Below are 15,408 nucleotides of genomic sequence, written 5' to 3'. Positions count from 1 at the left end.
TGCTGTATGCATTGAAGGTCCAAAGTGGTGCGGAAAAACCTGGACTTCTGCCTACCATAGTCGAAGTGAGTTTTACTTGGCAGACCCTACAGGAAATTTTCAAAATAGAAAGCTGGCGGAACTGGATCCGTCTCTTGTTTTAGCGGGAGAAGCTCCTCGTCTGTTGGACGAATGGCAGGAGGTTCCCTCCCTTTGGGATGCGGTTCGTTTTGCAGTAGATTTATCAAAGGAAAAGGGAAGATTTATTCTAACCGGTTCTGCGACACCGAATCAGAAGGGCATCCTGCACAGTGGGGCAGGACGAATTGCACGCCTGAGAATGCGGCCGATGTCTTTATTTGAAAGCGGAAAATCCAGTGGAAAGGTTTCCTTAAAGGGCATTTGCTCCGGAAGTCTGGAATCCCAACTTACCGGAGAAGTGCAGCTTAGTGATTTGATTGACTATATTATTCGTGGCGGTTGGCCGAATAATCAGGATTTGCCCTTGGAGCAAGCTGCTTTGCTGCCGAAGGAGTATATTTCTGCAATTCTAAATGATGATATAGAGCGTATAGACGGAGTGAAAAGAGACCGGCACAAGATGGAACTGCTCCTTCGTTCCCTTGCCAGAAATGAAGCCACCACAGTGAGTAATAAAAAGCTGAAGGATGATATCAAAGACATTGACCATGAAGACATTGTGGTAGAGACTGTTGCAACCTATTTGGACATTTTAAACAGGCTCTTTCTGATTGATAATCAAAAACCTTACGGTGCAGAATTACGTTCCACAATACGGGTAAAGCAGGCGGAAAAACGGCATTTGGCTGACCCTTCTTTAGCATGCGCTTTACTCAATGCAAGTCCGGAAATGTTGAAAAATGATTTAAATACCTTGGGATTTTTGTTTGAGGCTCTGTGTGAGAGGGACTTGAAGATTTATGCCGAATCCTTTGGCGCATCTCTATATCATTATCAGGATTATCGTAATCGGGAAATGGATGCGGTTATTGTAACTCCTGAGGGAGAGTGGTGTGGAATCGAAATCAAGCTGGGAGCGAATCAAATCGATGAAGCAGCCAAAAATCTCTTGAAGATTAAAGAGGAAATTTCGGCGGAAAATAAGGGAAAAGAGCCTAAAAGTCTCTGTGTGGTTTGCGGCCTTAGCAATGCCGCTTATCAAAGAGAAGATGGGGTATTTGTGGTACCCTTAACAGCGCTGGGAGTTTGATTTTAGGTTTTTTCAAAAATTTGTTGACAAGAAGCTAACCATGTTGTAATATACCATTCGTGCCTTGAAAATTTTAAAGGTTATATGCGGGTGTAGTTCAATGGTAGAATGTCAGCCTTCCAAGCTGAACACGTGGGTTCGATTCCCATCACCCGCTTTTTTGCCCAGATAGCTCAGTCGGTAGAGCAGAGGACTGAAAATCCTCGTGTCACTGGTTCGATTCCGGTTCTGGGCATTTGCCACACATGCGCGAGTGGTAGAGTGGTACTATGTCTCCTTGCCAAGGAGAAGGTCGCGGGTTCGATTCCCGTCTCGCGCTCTCGAAGATAAAAAAGAAGCCTGATTTCACAGGCTTCTTTTCTTTATGATGACCTTTTGGCTAACTGGGATTTATTGGAGAAGGGCGAAAAAACTTTTACTATTGAGCCTTTAAAATAGGGGGGGATATGTTACAGCCTGAATTATTGAGCGTTTCTCCTAAGGACGACTATAAGCTTTTGCTTTTATACGAAAACGGGGAAAAGAAAATCTTTGATGTCTCGCCATACATAAGCGGGGCGTGGTATGGGGAATTAAAAGACCTTGAAACATTTAAAAAAGTAAGGGTTGCAAACCATTCCGTAGAGTGGGAAGGTGGCCAAGATATCGCACCGCATGAATTGTATAACAATTCCATCAGTGTATAAAAATGTTTTGCTTTCTATAACTGTCTGTATCGCAAACAATAAAGTTTTGAAATTCGCCGTCTTCTAAATTTAGCTTTTTAGAGGGAGTCGGAATAGGAGTGCTATTGTTTTCATAACTTACTAATGTCATAGCTAGAACATCCTCAGCCATATAAAGAGCATCTACTAAATCATCTCCACAGGTGTAACAGTTTTCTAAGTCAGGAAAGTTTACGGAAAATTGTCCATTTTCTTCAGGTGTAAAAACTGCAGGATAAACGTATCTCATTTTCTTTCTCCTCTTTCTATTGCGCTATCAAGTATCTTTGCTTTTCTCTGTGCCAACATAGTTCGATAGAAATCTTTTTGAATACCTGAAATATACGGGGTGCTCTCAATAATAGCATTAATTTTATCCATATCGATTTTGGGATAAATTCGTTTAAGAGCATTCAAACAAGCGGTATAATCGCTAGTGTTTAGAAATTCAAAATAGTTAATTTTTCTATTTCTATACTGAATTGCTGAACTTGGAAAAACATAAATTCTATCGTTCATTTCCCTTTCCGAGGAAAGGATATTTTTCATGCCGGCTTCAGTGAGATTAGGATATAAGGAAGAGCCACAGTCATACACGGGAGCTAAGTGTATGATCCCTTTCGACTTGTTAATAAGAAATCCCCAATTCCCATTATGCCTGTCAACATTTCCAATGAAAGCATCTACAATGAACATATCCCAAAAACGTTCTTCAAGCAGTTTGCCGGATATGACTTTTTGTGTTTGTATAGTTTCTAAAATACCATCTAATTCAGTATTGTATCCACTCTCTGTATTACTGAGAATAGAATTTTTGAGGGAAGCAAAATCCTTTAATACAGAGCCATCATCGGTAAAATCTTTGCAGGCTACGGCAAGCTTATCTTTATATGTTCCAAGAATGGTTTTCTGGGTATCTATCCCTATGCTTTCATAGATATGGCAAGAAAGATATTCATTGATAGAACTATTATCATTATCCTGCTTCAAGCTGTTTCTAACGAAGGAAGGGAGCTTCAGCATATAGCTTTCATTATCATATTGAATGCCTATTTTCTTCCCATTTGCACCTCCATACCAAAGAAGTTTATTTACCGGGCAATCCGTAAAATCAATCGACATGCTCGTCGTCCTCCAAATTGATGCCTAAGTATTTTTTTCGTAAAAATCTTGCCTGTTCATCAGATATTACATAACTGTATAGGGCAGAATTTATAGATCCGTAGACTTCTCCCCAAAGACAATCCAGGAGACTTGAATTTTCTTCTACTCCTTTTATGTATGCTTCTATATCATTTCGCAAGTATCTTGGAAGGGTCATTTCCCAAATTTCTTCTTTTGTCATGCAGCCTCCTTTTAAAACAATGTACTTAAAAGGTTAATTTATCGGTGTACGGATTTCCTTCAATATATCCTCGTTTTCACTTGGGTTTTCTTCATCAATCCATTTCCAAGAAATCACATAGTCTAAAAAATCGGACTGTTTTTCCAATGCAAGCATTCCCAGTTGTAAGCAGCTGAAAAGATTATCCTCTCCTCTATAAATAAGGCGATAAGGCATCTTGCTTGTATTTTCCACTTTTCCGGCTCTATTATCAAAAGCCTTGTTTGCTATTTCAACTAATGAGTTTAAAATATCTTGCGGCGTATCTTTCCGAATATCCATCAGGCTTTGAAACATTATTTTTCCTTTCTATATGCTCTTTCCCTATAGTGAAAATGGAAATTATAGAGCATAACTTCTATAATTCCCATTTTTTGAATTTTAACGAGATATTGCTGGCAAAGTATACGGTATCTCGTTATGGGCTTTCATATTAATTAGTATAAACAGGATCATAATCAGCAGGCACCGGAGCAACGATACTCACAAAGACAATATCTTCCGTTCCAGTATTTTTTGCACCATGACATTCACCCTTTTTAGATACTATAACTTGCCCCTTTGTAAAAGGCACCTCAGTATCCGGCGTTGGATAAAATACCCCTGTTCCTTGCAATACAACCCATATATCATCAGAATTATGATGATAATGCTTTGGTAAGGTTTGACCAGGTTTAATAACCCAAACTGAACCACCTGTGGAATCAGTTTGATAAAATGGCGTCCTAACAGCATTCTCCAAACTTTCAACTTTCACAAGTTCCATATCAAAAATACGTTGATTACTCATAACACTCTCACCTTTCATCGATTAACAACTAACGAGTTCCAGAAGCATATTCACCCATATTTACATCAAGCACTGCTCTCACCGGTTGAACTAGGGAATCCTCATACTGCAATGTCCATTGCACATTTGAATCCAATTCCCCATTCTCTAGGCCGCTAATAGTATCACCATCACCAACAGGATTGTCATTTATAATTTCGAGGTGCAAAACCAGCTGAATCCGCCCCATAACTAAAACAATCAACAGTGCCCAAGTGCTTTGTAAACACCTCAACCATGTGCTCACGGTCAGGCATATCACAATGCTCCGCCATTAACAATTCAACAAAAAATATACCACCAGGACGATCTGCAGTATCTGTTAAATCCTGTTTAAATACTTGGCTCATAGTCTCTCTCCTATTAATATCAAGAAAGTCCAAAATACTGCTATATATTCTCCTACAAATTATCTCTAGATATAAGCTTTTTATTTTCTAAGGATTTTATAAGGTAAATGAATTATATCCTGCTTCGGATTTAATTCGGTCGAATTCGACTGAATTAAAATTTAGATTATAAACCTTCTCTCACCTTATACAAAATAAATAATATATTATTACCTAAATTATACAATAAATCTGGCTTCAGATATCCATTCCATCGCCCGATTGAACCATGGAATATCATGTTCTTTCACTTGTAAATGCTTGTTATTCAGATTGGCCACTTTTTTGTATCTGACGGTATTGTCATAAAAAGTAACACTATCACATAAAGGCACTACGTCTTTTAGCATTTTCAGGGAGGCTTCATAGCGCCTTCGGATGTCTTCCTTTTTGATGCCGTGGCCGCCCTCCGTTACTCTTTTTGCCACCCGTTCAATAGCTAATTCGGGACTTTCTAAACCGATGTAACACATTTTCACGAAAAATCCCTGCTCCTTTGCGGCTTGGATGGTTTTCACAATGGAAATACCGGAGAGGGTGGTTTCCTGATTGAAGGAAGTACCGGATTGAATACAGCGATTAATTTTATCTACGGCAATGCGCATGGATTTAAACTGCGCTTTTTCGTCTCGCCAGTCCCAGCCATTGCTAAATAAGATTTCGTCCGCATTGATTCGTTCTCCAAGCTCTGCCTGTTTTAACAAGCTGTATAATGTGGATTTTCCGGCTCCGTTAACGCCTGCAAAAATTGTATATCTCTTATTGTTTTCCATTGGCCTGTTCTTTCCTTTTTAGCAAATCTTCTTGTTGTTCCTGAAGAAATAATTCAGATAGGGTCATATAGAACTTAAACGCATCACCATTTTCAAAATCGATTTCGTCAAACAAAATCATATTTTCCGGAGATAATGTCTCTCGACATTGCCGGTATAAATGCTGCAACTTGTCCTTCAAATCTGTATGCTTTTCGGGCATCGTTTATCCTCCTCTTTATAAAGTAAAGTGGATGTTTTCGTCTGGTGTTTTACCGCAATTCTCTTATAGTAATTTTCCTACAACAATTTTCTTACAACAACTCTTTTATAATAATTCCTTCACCATCTCTTGCAATAGCGGCACATTTCTTTCCATAAACCAGGGATTTTTATTGATCCATCCATAGTTTAGAGGGCTGGGATGCACCAAGGGAAAATTCAGTATTTCCGAAGATGTCTGTCCCGACAACAGCAGAGAATTTGTCCTAGGGTCTTTACCCCATGCTTCTCCGTAAGGATATAGCAAGTCCTTTAAGGGGAGCTTTGCCCCCTTCGGATCATAGTGGGCAATGGCGTATTTTCCAATCAAAATCCGAAGTTTTACTTTGGGAAGAAGTGCGGCTACCGCATCATGATATTTTCGCATAAAGGGGCGGGGTGGAAGATCCCCACCCTTTCCTTTTCCCGGATAGTAAAAGTCCATAGGGATAATGGAGATGGATTTTCCATAAAAGACTTCCTCGGAAATGCCCATCCACTCCATCAGGCGTTTTCCGGAAAGGTCGTGGAAGGGAATGCCGGATTCCTCCACCTTCCTGCCGGGAGCCTGCCCCACCAGAAGAATCCGGGACTCTTCATGGAACTGAAAAATGGGAGGAATACCCCGTTCTGTATAGCTTTGATTTTCCGGAAGGGCCTTGATTTCCGCAATCAGCTCTTCCAGTGCTTTATTATTCTGTTTCATTAGCTAAACTTTCTCCATTTGCTTATCAAATAAGTCTAGTTATTTTTTCTCACTAGTAGACTGTTCGCTCTTCTTCAAAAACTTGAATCAAGCGTACTTTTTAACTACCGGGCTTTTTCTCTTTCCTCAGCTAGGCTAAGCATTTTCCCTATGCAATCCCGCTTAAATCATAGTCTGAAAGATATTTCGCCGCGGTATCGCAGATTCCCCTGAGGCAGCTCTCCTGGAAGGGACTTTCCAGACCGGCATTCTTTAAGAGCTTTGTGAAAACCACGGAACCGCCCTGCTTGGTATAAGCCATATAGTGCTGCCAAGCTTCCTTCTGATCTTTCTGAATCAGGTTCCAGAACTGGAGAGCAACGGTTTGTGCCAGGCAGTAGTCAATGTAGTAGAAGGGAGAAGAGTAGATGTGGTGCTGTCTCTGCCAGCCCTCTCCCTCACTATAGAAAGGAATTTCTCCATCCAGCTTGAACCAGGGCTGATAAATCTGTACCAGCTCCTTCCATTTGGCGTGTCGCTCTGCAGGGCTGAGATTCGGGTTTTCATACACGATATGCTGAAAATGATCCACCATGGTGCCATAAGGAATAAAACATAAGGCGTCTGCCAAGTGGGAATAATTGTATTTTCCGGCATCCTCCCCGAAGAATTCCTGGGAAAATGCCTCCGCAAAGAATTCCATGGACATGGAATGGACTTCGCAGGCCTCAAGGCTGGGCCAAATGCACTCATAGGGCACCCGATTGCGATTCAGGTAAGCGGCAAAGGCGTGACCTGCCTCGTGGGTAATCACCTCAATATCATGCTGGGTGCCATTAAAGTTGGCAAAGATGAAAGGTGTCTTGTAGTCCTGGAAGGAGGTGCAATATCCCCCACCCTGCTTTCCTTTGGTGGAGAGCAGATCCATTAACTCATCATCAATCATGTGATTAAAAAATTCTGACGTTTCCGGAGAAAGCCAGTCATAGAACTTCTTTCCGGAGGCAACAATCTCGTCCGAATTTCCCTTTGGCTTCGGATTTCCGGAGCGGAATTCAATGGCCGCATCCGCATAGCTTAGGGGATAGGATTTGCCCAGTCGATCTGCCTGTCTTTCGTAAATCTTTGCGGCAACGGGTACCACATACTTCTGCACGGCCTCACGGAACTTTTGCACATCCTGCTTGTCGTAGCAGTTTCTTCTCATCCGGTAATAGCCAAGCTCGGTAAAGTCGGTATAGCCCAGCTTCTTCCCCATTTGATCTCGAAGATGTACAAGCTTGTCATACAAACGGTCCAGCTCTTCCTGATTATCCTTATACCACTGTCCTTCCGCCTTCCAGGCAGCCAGTCTTCTGGCATCATCCTTGTCATTTTTAAAGGGAGACATCTGGGAAATGGTATAAATCTTTCCCTCGAAGGGAATCTGTGCACTGGCCAGAAGCTTTTCATAGGCGGTGGTCAGCTCATTTTCCTCCTGCAACATGGGGATGATTTCCGGGGAAAATGTCTTTAAGTCGATTTCTGCGTTCAGGAACATGATGTTCCCATATTTTTTGGCAAAATTATCTTTAAAGGGAGAGTCTAAAAGTGCCTTAGTCCATTCCTGATTAAATTCCTGAATCTGAGGATAGGCATTGTTCCAATAGTTTTGTTCCTCATCGTAGAATTTATCTTCCGTATTAATGGAGTGGCGAACCAGGGCAAGGTTGCACATGGTAAATACATGGCCTTGCAGCTTTTCATTTTCTAAGAAAAGAGCCTCCGCCTCTTCAAAATCCTTGGCTTCCTTCAGCTTTTGAATCAGCGCCTTCATTTCCTCTTTAATGCTTTCCACGGAAATGCGCTCATAGGGCATATCTTTAAATTTCATTTTTTATCCTCCAATAGATTAGCCAACGAGATAAACATCTTGATAATAAGACCATTTTTCCGGTCGGTCAATGGGGGGAGGGAATTCGGTCGGGGCTGAGGGAAAAGCCCGGAAGAACTGTGGCGGGCAGAGGAGTGAAGGCTCGGAAACCTTTAGCCGGGGGGGAGGCAACGAGATATCGCACACTTTGCGAGGGATACTCGATATAAGCAAAAAAATCACCCGAACCAAAAAGCCCGGGCGATGGAGGGATAGCATAATGAAATCTATAGTTTCCTGAATTGCTTTTATATTTAGCTCTATAGCATAGCTTTATAAGTGAAGTATGCAATTTGATTTTAGGAAGAGCCTTATAACTTGAACTTTGCCAAAAGCTCTTCCATGTTTTGTACCTGATCGAAAAGCTTTGCGCTGCTGGCGGCGGACTCTTCCGCAGTAGCGGAGTTATGCTGTACCACAGCGGATACCTGTTCCAAGCCCTGGGCAATTTCTTCCACGGATTTGGACTGGCTCTGAGAAAGGCTTGCGATTTCCGTAATCTTCTCATGCATTTCCTGAGAACGCTTCACAATCTGTGCTAGGGACTTTGTGGCTTCCTCAGTCATTTGAGAACCGGTCTCGATGGAGCGGACGGTGTTTTCAATGAGGGCGGTGGTGTTCTTTGCCGCCTCTGCGGATTTTCCGGCAAGGTTTCTAACCTCATCCGCAACCACGGCGAAGCCACGGCCGAATTCTCCGGCTCTTGCCGCCTCAACGGCTGCATTTAAGGCTAAGACATTGGTCTGGAACGCAATGTCGTCAATAGTATGAATAATGTTGCTGATTTCCTGAGCGGTATGGTTCATTTCGCTCATGGAGTCATTTAAGGCATTCATTTGTGTACTGCTGGACTCCAGCTCCGTCTCTGTGGTTTTGGAAAGGAGAGCGGCATTTTCCGCATTGTCTGCATTGTTTCGTACCTGATCGGATACGGCCTGAATGGTAGCGGAAAGCTCTTCCAAGGAGCTGGCCTGTTCAGCGGCTCCTTGAGAAAGCACATCGCTGCCATGGGAAACTTCCTTGGCGGAGGCATTGACCTCTTTAGAGGCATTGTCAATTTCCTGCAAGGTGCTCTTCAGCATGGACTGGATAGTCTTCAAGGAATCGCAGATGGCGGAATAATCTCCCTTGTACATCTTCGGGCAAGCGGCTTCATCCCGGAAATTTCCGGCAGCCATATTGCCTAAACGGCTTACGATATCCGCAATAACGGACTTTAAGTGGGCATTCATATCCTTAATGGCCTTTACGGTGCTTCCCACCTCGGTTTCATCTACGGGAAGAGCCAAATGGGTATTCATCAGCTCACCCTGAGAAAGTCCCAGCATACAATTTTTGATAGCAAGGAGAGGCTTCATCAGCTCTGTCCGAACGAAGAACACGGTTATGAGTACGAAAATAATGGTGGGAATCAGGAGGAAAAGGCTGAGAAATTGGGTCAGGGCCGCCATTTGTTCTGCAGCATGACTCTCTCCCTGGGTTCTTTCCGCTACCTCATCATAAAGAGTGTCATAGTCATCGGAAACCGCCTGCTCCTTCTCCTGATAGTCCTTACTGTAGAGTAAGTCCAAGGCTCCCTTAAGATCTCCCTGTTCCACCATGGTAAAGGACTGAGCCTCTAAACCGGCAAGATAGGTAGAGGCATCGGACATTCCCTTTAAGGTGGCCTCTTCGGACTCGCTTAAACCGTATTTATGCATGACCTCCACGGCATTTTCCCGGTTTTTATCCACGGTCAGTTCCTTGTTGTAAGCATCTAAATAAGCCTTATCGCCTGTTGCGGCATAGGCTCTGGAGGTTTTACTCAGGGTAACACTACCATCGGAATAGTCTCCGGCAGCCACGGTTAATTCAAACTGCTCCTTTATAAGCTCTGTAGCTTTTTTGCTTTGCACCTTATTTACTACACCGGCAAATGCGGTAAGGAGCAAAAGCAGAATACTCCCAATCGAAAAAAAGGCTAATTTAGTGGACTGGTTCCATCTCTTTTTCATAATCCCCTCCTAGGATGAGTCCAATATCTTGGTCTTCATTGTTTTTGCATACTATTCTGCATACTAACAGTTTAAGATAATGGTATTTTGCTTACGGTTCTGTGTAAGTATTAGATTATCGGCAAGATACAAAATTAATTAAGCCCTAAACTAAGACAAAGAGTAAATAAGAATAAATATTATTTTTTATGGCTTTGTTAAAATTATACAAATGGATGAAAAGGGAAAGAATCTTTCCGTCTATAGAAAAGCCCTTAGGAATGGGGTATACTAAAAAACAGAACAAATAGAGGTTAAAGGCAGAAAGCAATGTCACAAACCCTCAGCAGAACAAAAGGATAAGACATAAAGGAGGCAGAAGATGGCTTGTACAACGATTTTGGTAGGAAGAGAGGCATCCTACGACGGATCCACCATGATTGCAAGAAACGAGGATTCCGGCTCAGGATCATTTTCCCCTAAGAAGTTTATAGTGGTGGAACCCAAAGACCAGGGTGAGACTTATACCTCGGTACTGTCCCATGTGACCATTCCCCTTCCTAAGAATCCCCTTCGCTATACCTGCATGCCCAATGCAGTGGCGGGAGAAGGCATCTGGGGTGCAGCAGGGGTAAACAGTGAAAATGTTTCCATGACCGCAACGGAAACCATTACCAGTAATGAACGAGTGCTCTCCGGAGACCCTTTGGTAGTGTATAAGAAGGCGGAAGACGGAGAAGAGGAGCAAATAGGCGGAATCGGTGAAGAGGATTTAGTTACTTTGGTGCTTCCTTACATTCACTCTGCAAGAGAGGGTGTGCTTCGTTTGGGTGAGCTGCTGGAGCAGTACGGAACCTACGAGATGAACGGCATTGCCTTTTCCGATTCTGAGGAAATCTGGTGGCTGGAAACCATTGGCGGACATCACTTCATTGCCAGAAGAGTGCCGGACAATGCCTATGTGATGATGCCAAACCAGCTGGGGATTGACTACTTTGATTTTGAAGATGCCTTTGGGAAGCAGGAAGAATATATCTGCTCTAAGGATTTAAAGGAATTTATTAGGAAAAATCATTTGGATCTTCGCTTTGAAGACGAAATCGAAAAGACCGGGGGAGACTGGATTAATCCAAGAGAGTGCTTCGGCTCCCATTCCGATGCGGACCATGTGTATAACAGCCCAAGAGCCTGGTATATGGCAAGATATTTTAACCGAAATACCTTCCGTTTCGAAGGGGAAAATGCGGAGTTTACCCCGGAGTCCGATGACATTCCTTGGTGCTTATGCCCGGAATTAAAGATTACTCCGGAGGATGTAAAATATATCCTTTCCGCACATTTTCAAGGTACTCCCTACGACTGCTACGGAAAATACGGGGAGGAAAAGGAAAGAGGAAAGTACCGTCCCATCGGGATTAGCAGAAACAATTTCCTAAGCCTTACCCAGATTCGTCCGAATGTGCCTAAGGAATATGCGGTTTTGGAATGGGTATGCTTCGGCTCCAACACCTTCAACGCCTTTGTGCCCTTCTATGCCAATATCGATAAGACTCCGGAATACTTTGCCAATACGGAAAAGCAGGTAACTACGGAAAGCTTCTACTGGGCAAATCGCATTATCGGAGCTTTGGCAGATAGCCAATACAGCCACTGCCGCTCCCATATTGAACGTTACCAGAGCAAGGTGCCCACTAAGGCATATACGATTATGAAGGCCTTTGAGGAAGAGCTGGAAAAGCACGGAAAGAAGAAAAAAGGAATTTCCTCCCTATTAGAAGAATGCAATGAAAAGATAGCAGACATGGTAAAGAAAGAAACCGAAGACGTACTGGATAAAGTACTCTATGAAGTCAGCTGCCAGATGAAGAACGGCTACGGCCGCTCGGATGCTTAAAAGCCTATTAATAAAGAACTTTTTTGGGGAAAAGCCCTACTCCCCTTGCCAGTTCTTCCGCTTTCCCCTTATAATAGGTGGGAAAAAGCCATTTTGTAGAAAAGTTCCGAAATATCGGAAGCAGAGAGGGGAAAAATGATTGCAGCAAGTAATGTAACCTATCGTGTAGGGAAGAAGGCCCTTTTTGAAGAGGTCAACATCAAGTTTACGGAGGGGAACTGTTATGGGGTAATCGGTGCCAACGGTGCCGGTAAGTCCACCTTGTTAAAGATTTTATCCGGAGCCTTGGAGCCCACTTCCGGTGAAGTCATCATTACCCCGGGACAGCGCTTGTCCGTATTGGAACAGGATCAGTTTAAATATGATGCTTATCCCGTACTTAGCACTGTAATCATGGGAAATAAGCGTTTGTATGAGGTAATGCAGGAAAAGGATGCTCTCTATGCAAAGGCGGATTTTTCCGACGAGGACGGTATCCGTGCAGCAGAGCTGGAAGGGGAATTTGCCCAGATGGACGGCTGGAATGCGGAGTCCGATGCGGAGACCATGTTAAACGGTCTGGGAATCGGTCCGGAGCTTCACCACAAAATGATGAACGAGCTAAAGGGTTCCGAGAAGGTGAAGGTACTTTTGGCTAAGGCACTTTTCGGAAATCCGGACATCCTGCTTTTGGACGAGCCGACCAACCACCTGGACTTGGGCTCTATCGAATGGCTGGAGGACTTCCTGATTAACTTTGAAAATACCGTGATTGTAGTCAGCCATGACCGTTATTTCTTGAATAAGGTTTGTACCAATATTGCGGATATCGACTACGGAAAGATTACACTCTTTGCCGGAAACTATGATTTCTGGTTTGAGTCCTCTCAGTTGATTGTTCGTCAGCAGAAGGAAGCCAACCGAAAGAAGGAAGAGAAGATCAAGGAATTGCAGGAATTTATCCAGCGTTTCTCAGCAAATGCTTCCAAGTCCAAGCAGGCGACCTCCAGAAAGCGTGCTTTGGAGAAGATTGAGTTGGATGACATTAAGCCATCCTCCAGACAGTATCCCTATATCCAGTTTAAGCCAAACCGTGAAATCGGAAATGACGTTTTGGAAGTGAACAACCTGACCAAGACCATTAACGGTGTAAAGGTTTTGGACAATATCAGCTTTATCTTAAATCGTACCGATAAGGTAGCTTTGGTTGGCCCCAACGAGTTGGCAAAGACTGTACTGATGCAGATTCTTGCAGGGGAAATGGAGCCGGATTCCGGAGATTATAAGTGGGGATTAACCACCAGCCAGTCCTATTTCCCGAAGGACAATACCAAGGAATTTGATTCCGAGGACACCATTGTGGAATGGCTTACCCAGTATTCTCCGGACAAGGATACCCAGTTCGTAAGAGGATATTTGGGAAGAATGCTCTTTAAGGGAGATGACGGTGTAAAGAAGGTCAATGTCCTTTCCGGAGGAGAGAAGGTTCGTTGTATGCTTTCCAAGATGATGATTTCCGGATCCAATGTCCTGATTTTGGATGAGCCTACAGACCACCTGGATATGGAAGCGATTTCCGCCTTGAACGACGGTTTAAAGAACTTCCCCGGCGTTATCATCTTTGCTTCCCGTGACCATCAGGTTGTGGAAACTACTGCAAACCGTATCATGGAAATCATTGACGGAAAGCTTATTGATAAGCTCACCACCTATGATGAGTACCTGGCATCCGATGAGGAAATCAAGAAGAGATTTACCTTTACTCTGTCTGAGGAAGATGCAGGAGATAACTAAAAAGAATTTAAATACTGAGAGCTTTGGAATTGCAAAGCTTCGGAGAATGCTCCCTGTGGCGGAAATCATCAGAATCCTTCAAATGGAGGCAAAAATAGCAATAAAATCCCAGACTGCAAGGTCTGGGATTTTTGATAGTTTAGCTTTTCTATAAGCTTAGCGAAGTTCTTTTATTCCTTTGTTACTTTTAATTTTTGTACAGTCAGGTGTCCGAAAATACTATGGGGATTTTCCTCTGCAACGATGCGGTAAGAGTATTTTCTGGCTCCCCCCTCAATAAAGACGAAAGCAAATTTTCCTTTTACAATCCATTTTCCATCTTCGAAGGAAACACTTTCTGCATTAAAGTATGGTGTTTCTGTCCCAAAATCTCCTAAACCGAAAAGGCCGGTATCCTTATTGACCAGATTATAGGCTATCGTTCCTCCCTTAATGACATAGTCCCAGGCCCTTTTGCTGATTTGCGTTCCCAATAAATCTTCGCTTACTTTTTTATAGTTAGCCCAATCCAAGGCCATCGCTTTCTCACCCTCAGAATTGTATGTTTTCAGAAATTTAGCCGCATAGTCCGGGAAACTATTTTGTGCATAATAGGGATCGGATAGTACCGAGAAGATTTGGCTTGTGTGTTCATCACTAGGCTTTTTGTCTGTAAAATCTACAGAGAAGCTTCTTTTCTCATCAAAGGGGTCAAACATGACATAATGGATAGAAACGGCTAAATAGGGGAGTACATTGGCATCCACATCGGGAGTATTCACAATCTTTGTTGCCGGAAAATAAAGCTCGTTAAAAATCCATTCTCCACTGGAGCTTACCATATAGTTATCCGGAGTTTTTTGGTTCAGCAAGCAATAGCCATCAGCGTCAAAGTAGTAGCAATACGCAATGTGGTCTCCATCCGCATCAATCCATTGCCAGGTATTTTTGGGGTAGCTTCCATCATCATTTTGATACCAATAGCCTTTGGCGTCCTGCTTCCAACTTCCTGCAAAGCAAACAAAGGATAATGTAAGAGTAAAGAAGACAGAGCAAAGTAAGAGGGGAAAGAATTTTTTGGATTGTTCCATAATGATATTCTCCTTTTGAAAAATATTTTACTGTGCCAGAACGATTCTGTGGAAAATCCAAGAGCGGATAAATGTTGGAGAAAAGACGTCAGGATTTTCTGAACAGAATTATATTATAATGATTATAAAGAAAATAAATAAATAATGCAATAAGGTATATAAGTTTAAAAATGAAGCAAAATCAACTTTTGGCATATTATGCGGACAGAAGCTGGCGTTAGTGGTAAAATTATAAAAAGTAGAAAATGCCCGAGAGGAATAAGATATGTTACTTGATGATGAAAGATATGCAAATGTCATAGAATACGGTAAGGATGCAGTAACTAAAATCAACGAAGGTAATTTAAAAGAGGGATTTGAAATTGCTGATAAAGGCTGGAGAGCATTCCCGGAGTCGGGAGATAAATGGAATCAGGGCTATGGATATGCAAAAAACTTCTTTAAAAAAGCACTTGAAAATAATGATTTGGTGAATGCCAAAATATGGCTTGAGAGAATGGCAGAAAATAATGATAACTTGCATTTATTTGATGAAGAGCTGGAACATATGAAGGCAAAGTATGCATATGAAA

18 protein-coding genes and 3 tRNA genes are annotated in these 15,408 nt (G+C 42.6%); 9 read left to right on the top strand and 12 right to left on the bottom strand.

Annotation, left to right across the window (positions count from 1 at the left end; translation table 11 throughout):
* The 5 genes from RYL27_RS07595 to RYL27_RS07575 form a co-directional block, all read left to right on the top strand.
* On the top strand, nucleotides 1-1,210 hold a 1,210-nt coding region (locus RYL27_RS07595; RefSeq protein WP_314966326.1), incomplete at its 5' end, for an ATP-binding protein.
* Nucleotides 1,211-1,296: 86 nt separating this feature from the next.
* Nucleotides 1,297-1,367: transfer RNA gene (locus RYL27_RS07590), tRNA-Gly, on the top strand.
* Nucleotides 1,368-1,372: 5 nt separating this feature from the next.
* A tRNA-Phe gene (locus RYL27_RS07585) sits at nucleotides 1,373-1,445 on the top strand.
* 12 nt (nucleotides 1,446-1,457) lie between these two features.
* Nucleotides 1,458-1,529 (top strand) — tRNA-Gly (locus RYL27_RS07580).
* 127 nt (nucleotides 1,530-1,656) lie between these two features.
* Nucleotides 1,657-1,896 (top strand): DUF2442 domain-containing protein, encoded by a 240-nt coding sequence (locus tag RYL27_RS07575; RefSeq protein ID WP_007158249.1) that lies wholly within the window; start codon nucleotides 1,657-1,659, stop codon nucleotides 1,894-1,896.
* On the opposite strand, the gene RYL27_RS07570 is transcribed toward RYL27_RS07575, so the two are convergent.
* From RYL27_RS07570 to RYL27_RS07520, 11 genes are all read right to left on the bottom strand, one after another.
* Entirely contained in the window at nucleotides 1,886-2,164 is a 279-nt protein-coding gene (locus RYL27_RS07570; RefSeq protein ID WP_314966324.1) for a type II toxin-antitoxin system HicB family antitoxin, read from the bottom strand. The two genes, RYL27_RS07575 and RYL27_RS07570, sit on opposite strands and share 11 nt — an antisense overlap.
* Complete coding sequence (locus RYL27_RS07565; protein ID WP_314966322.1) at nucleotides 2,161-3,036, bottom strand: HipA domain-containing protein; 876 nt, start codon at nucleotides 3,034-3,036, stop codon at nucleotides 2,161-2,163. The genes RYL27_RS07570 and RYL27_RS07565 overlap by 4 nt, the downstream gene beginning before the upstream one ends.
* A complete protein-coding gene (locus RYL27_RS07560; RefSeq protein ID WP_007158246.1) occupies nucleotides 3,026-3,259 on the bottom strand; it encodes a hypothetical protein in 234 nt (77 codons plus the stop codon). Before RYL27_RS07560 ends, RYL27_RS07565 begins: the two co-directional genes overlap by 11 nt.
* Nucleotides 3,260-3,292: 33 nt before the next feature.
* A complete protein-coding gene (locus RYL27_RS07555; RefSeq protein WP_308580304.1) occupies nucleotides 3,293-3,595 on the bottom strand; it encodes a hypothetical protein in 303 nt (100 codons plus the stop codon).
* A 136-nt stretch (nucleotides 3,596-3,731) separates the two neighbouring features.
* The gene (locus tag RYL27_RS07550) at nucleotides 3,732-4,088 is read right to left on the bottom strand and encodes a cupin domain-containing protein (protein ID WP_314966320.1); all 357 of its coding nucleotides are present in this window, start codon (nucleotides 4,086-4,088) and stop codon (nucleotides 3,732-3,734) included.
* 185 nt (nucleotides 4,089-4,273) lie between these two features.
* Complete coding sequence (locus RYL27_RS07545; protein ID WP_314330359.1) at nucleotides 4,274-4,477, bottom strand: hypothetical protein; 204 nt, start codon at nucleotides 4,475-4,477, stop codon at nucleotides 4,274-4,276.
* A gap of 218 nt (nucleotides 4,478-4,695) precedes the next feature.
* Nucleotides 4,696-5,289: a zeta toxin family protein gene (locus tag RYL27_RS07540; RefSeq protein ID WP_314966318.1), complete on the bottom strand. Its 594-nt coding sequence runs from the start codon at nucleotides 5,287-5,289 to the stop codon at nucleotides 4,696-4,698.
* On the bottom strand, nucleotides 5,276-5,491 hold the full coding sequence (locus RYL27_RS07535; protein WP_007158243.1) for a hypothetical protein: 216 nt from the start codon (nucleotides 5,489-5,491) through the stop codon (nucleotides 5,276-5,278). The genes RYL27_RS07540 and RYL27_RS07535 overlap by 14 nt, the downstream gene beginning before the upstream one ends.
* Nucleotides 5,492-5,596: 105 nt before the next feature.
* A complete protein-coding gene (locus tag RYL27_RS07530; protein WP_314966316.1) occupies nucleotides 5,597-6,235 on the bottom strand; it encodes a uracil-DNA glycosylase family protein in 639 nt (212 codons plus the stop codon).
* Nucleotides 6,236-6,383: 148 nt separating this feature from the next.
* Nucleotides 6,384-8,087: a M3 family oligoendopeptidase gene (locus RYL27_RS07525; protein ID WP_314966314.1), complete on the bottom strand. Its 1,704-nt coding sequence runs from the start codon at nucleotides 8,085-8,087 to the stop codon at nucleotides 6,384-6,386.
* A gap of 350 nt (nucleotides 8,088-8,437) precedes the next feature.
* Nucleotides 8,438-10,120, bottom strand: a complete 1,683-nt coding sequence (locus RYL27_RS07520; protein ID WP_308579318.1) for a methyl-accepting chemotaxis protein — start codon at nucleotides 10,118-10,120, stop codon at nucleotides 8,438-8,440.
* Between the two features lie 361 nt (nucleotides 10,121-10,481).
* Here RYL27_RS07520 and RYL27_RS07515 point away from each other — a divergent pair, with 361 nt between their 5' ends.
* The 3 genes from RYL27_RS07515 to RYL27_RS07505 all read left to right on the top strand — a co-directional run bounded on the left by RYL27_RS07515 (nucleotide 10,482) and on the right by RYL27_RS07505 (nucleotide 13,920).
* Entirely contained in the window at nucleotides 10,482-11,993 is a 1,512-nt protein-coding gene (locus RYL27_RS07515) for a C69 family dipeptidase (protein WP_314966311.1), read from the top strand.
* A 135-nt stretch (nucleotides 11,994-12,128) separates the two neighbouring features.
* Nucleotides 12,129-13,766 carry an ABC-F family ATP-binding cassette domain-containing protein gene (locus RYL27_RS07510; RefSeq protein ID WP_314832925.1) on the top strand — a complete coding sequence of 546 codons (1,638 nt, stop codon included), beginning with the start codon at nucleotides 12,129-12,131 and terminating at the stop codon, nucleotides 13,764-13,766.
* Entirely contained in the window at nucleotides 13,750-13,920 is a 171-nt protein-coding gene (locus tag RYL27_RS07505) for a hypothetical protein (protein WP_007158234.1), read from the top strand. The genes RYL27_RS07510 and RYL27_RS07505 overlap by 17 nt, the downstream gene beginning before the upstream one ends.
* A gap of 16 nt (nucleotides 13,921-13,936) precedes the next feature.
* Here RYL27_RS07505 and RYL27_RS07500 read toward each other — a convergent pair whose 3' ends face one another.
* Nucleotides 13,937-14,836 carry a hypothetical protein gene (locus RYL27_RS07500; RefSeq protein ID WP_007158233.1) on the bottom strand — a complete coding sequence of 300 codons (900 nt, stop codon included), beginning with the start codon at nucleotides 14,834-14,836 and terminating at the stop codon, nucleotides 13,937-13,939.
* A 265-nt stretch (nucleotides 14,837-15,101) separates the two neighbouring features.
* Here RYL27_RS07500 and RYL27_RS07495 point away from each other — a divergent pair.
* A partial coding sequence (locus tag RYL27_RS07495; RefSeq protein WP_314966310.1) for a hypothetical protein occupies nucleotides 15,102-15,408 on the top strand: 307 nt, incomplete at its 3' end.

The organism is Oribacterium sinus (assembly GCF_963537195.1).
GTDB classification, from domain to species: Bacteria; Bacillota; Clostridia; order Lachnospirales; family Lachnospiraceae; genus Oribacterium; species Oribacterium sinus_A.
Note: the sequence above shows the minus strand (reverse complement) of the source record. Positions and strands in the feature narration are given on the sequence as shown.

Excerpts from the sequence above, each read along its gene's own strand:
- RYL27_RS07515 (WP_314966311.1), top strand. The coding sequence starts at position 10,482 with ATGGCTTGTACAACGATTTTGGTAGGAAGAGAGGCATCCTACGACGGA.
- RYL27_RS07555 (WP_308580304.1), bottom strand. The coding sequence starts at position 3,595 with ATGTTTCAAAGCCTGATGGATATTCGGAAAGATACGCCGCAAGATATT.
- RYL27_RS07560 (WP_007158246.1), bottom strand. The coding sequence starts at position 3,259 with ATGACAAAAGAAGAAATTTGGGAAATGACCCTTCCAAGATACTTGCGA.
- RYL27_RS07540 (WP_314966318.1), bottom strand. The coding sequence starts at position 5,289 with ATGGAAAACAATAAGAGATATACAATTTTTGCAGGCGTTAACGGAGCC.
- RYL27_RS07565 (WP_314966322.1), bottom strand. The coding sequence starts at position 3,036 with ATGTCGATTGATTTTACGGATTGCCCGGTAAATAAACTTCTTTGGTAT.
- RYL27_RS07500 (WP_007158233.1), bottom strand. The coding sequence starts at position 14,836 with ATGGAACAATCCAAAAAATTCTTTCCCCTCTTACTTTGCTCTGTCTTC.
- RYL27_RS07530 (WP_314966316.1), bottom strand. The coding sequence starts at position 6,235 with ATGAAACAGAATAATAAAGCACTGGAAGAGCTGATTGCGGAAATCAAG.
- RYL27_RS07570 (WP_314966324.1), bottom strand. The coding sequence starts at position 2,164 with ATGAGATACGTTTATCCTGCAGTTTTTACACCTGAAGAAAATGGACAA.
- RYL27_RS07525 (WP_314966314.1), bottom strand. The coding sequence starts at position 8,087 with ATGAAATTTAAAGATATGCCCTATGAGCGCATTTCCGTGGAAAGCATT.
- RYL27_RS07520 (WP_308579318.1), bottom strand. The coding sequence starts at position 10,120 with ATGAAAAAGAGATGGAACCAGTCCACTAAATTAGCCTTTTTTTCGATT.
- RYL27_RS07550 (WP_314966320.1), bottom strand. The coding sequence starts at position 4,088 with ATGAGTAATCAACGTATTTTTGATATGGAACTTGTGAAAGTTGAAAGT.
- RYL27_RS07545 (WP_314330359.1), bottom strand. The coding sequence starts at position 4,477 with ATGAGCCAAGTATTTAAACAGGATTTAACAGATACTGCAGATCGTCCT.
- RYL27_RS07575 (WP_007158249.1), top strand. The coding sequence starts at position 1,657 with ATGTTACAGCCTGAATTATTGAGCGTTTCTCCTAAGGACGACTATAAG.
- RYL27_RS07510 (WP_314832925.1), top strand. The coding sequence starts at position 12,129 with ATGATTGCAGCAAGTAATGTAACCTATCGTGTAGGGAAGAAGGCCCTT.
- RYL27_RS07505 (WP_007158234.1), top strand. The coding sequence starts at position 13,750 with ATGCAGGAGATAACTAAAAAGAATTTAAATACTGAGAGCTTTGGAATT.
- RYL27_RS07535 (WP_007158243.1), bottom strand. The coding sequence starts at position 5,491 with ATGCCCGAAAAGCATACAGATTTGAAGGACAAGTTGCAGCATTTATAC.